At 57.2% G+C, this 1,359-nt stretch carries 1 protein-coding gene; it reads left to right on the forward strand.

Annotated elements, in window-relative coordinates; genetic code table 11:
- Nucleotides 1-17 precede the first annotated feature (17 nt).
- On the forward strand, nt 18-1,262 hold the full coding sequence (locus L8V22_RS11585) for an IS256 family transposase (RefSeq protein ID WP_049377104.1): 1,245 nt from the start codon (nt 18-20) through the stop codon (nt 1,260-1,262).
- Nucleotides 1,263-1,359 lie beyond the last annotated feature (97 nt).

Here is a 1,359-nt window from a genome sequence, read left to right on the forward strand (position 1 = left end):
AAAGGAAGTACCCTGCGATGGCCGCTGACCCTCATCATATCGATCCGACCGCGTATCTCGAAGAGCTACTGACTCAAGCGTCCCCAGATTTGATGCGCCAAATGCTCACTGACTTCATCAACCAGATTCTTTCCGCCCAAGCAGACACCGTCTGCGGGGCTGATTACGCCACCGTGTCAGCCGAGCGCACCAACACACGTAATGGCTACCGTCATCGCCAACTTGATACCCGAGTCGGCAGCATTGATGTGGCAATCCCGAAGCTACGCACCGGCGCATTTTTCCCTGACTGGCTGCTAGAGCGCCGCAGCCGCACCGAGCGTGCCCTGACCACAGTCATCGCCACCTGTTACCTGAAAGGAGTCTCCACTCGCAGGATGAACGACCTGGTGGCCACCCTTGGGATCAACAACTTGTCGAAGTCTCAGGTCAGCCAGATGGCCAAAGAACTCGATGACATGGTCGATGACTTCCGCACCCGCCGGCTTGACCAAGGCCCCTACCACTTTGTCTCCTGCGACGCGCTGACAATGAAGGTGCGGGAAGGAGGACGTGTCGTAAAGACCAGCGTGTTGCTGGCCACAGGTGTCAACGCTGACGGCTACCGAGAGCTTTTGGGCATGCAGGTTGCCACCGCGGAATCTACCGCGTCGTGGACCGGGTTCTTTCGGGACCTCATCGCCCGTGGCCTGACCGGAGTATTTCTCGTTACTAGTGATGCCCATCTTGGTATTCAAGCAGCCGTGGGTGACTGCCTGCCGCAGGCTAGTTGGCAGCGGTGTCGAACGCACTTCGCGAAGAACCTCTCGGCCCAGGTTCCCAAAACCCAATGGCCGACTCTGTCAGCGATGTTTCACACAATCTTTCAGCAACCCGATGCCGCTAGTGTGTGGGCCCAAGCTCGTGAGGTTATTGAATTCTGCCAGCAGAAATTTCCTCACGTTGCCACCTACCTCGAGGAGTGTCTCGACGAGCTGTTGGCGTTTACCGCTGCGCCGAGAGCGGTGTGGACCAAAATCTGGTCGAATAACCCCACTGAACGGCTCAATAGGGAGATCCGCCGGCGTACCGATGTCGTAGGAATCTTCCCAAACCGAGACGCTGTTGTGCGCCTTGTTGGGGCGGTTTTGGCCGAACAGCACGATGACTGGATCCAACAGAAGCGTTATATGTCACTGACCAGCCTGGCACAGACCAAAGAGATCATCGCCGCTGGGGTCATCGACGAGGACCGCGACAACAACCAGGAGATCGCCGCGTGAATACCCTCACCCCTTATCCCCGAGATGGCCCCTAAACCACCGCCATGAAACTAACCCCAGATTCGAAAAACAGATACACCACTACCCAGGACTTGAC

This window comes from Corynebacterium yonathiae (assembly GCF_027570195.1).
Lineage (GTDB): Bacteria > Actinomycetota > Actinomycetes > Mycobacteriales > Mycobacteriaceae > Corynebacterium > Corynebacterium yonathiae.

Bases quoted from the DNA above. Each gene is read 5' to 3' on its own strand.
- L8V22_RS11585 (WP_049377104.1), top strand. From the start codon at position 18: ATGGCCGCTGACCCTCATCATATCGATCCGACCGCGTATCTCGAAGAG.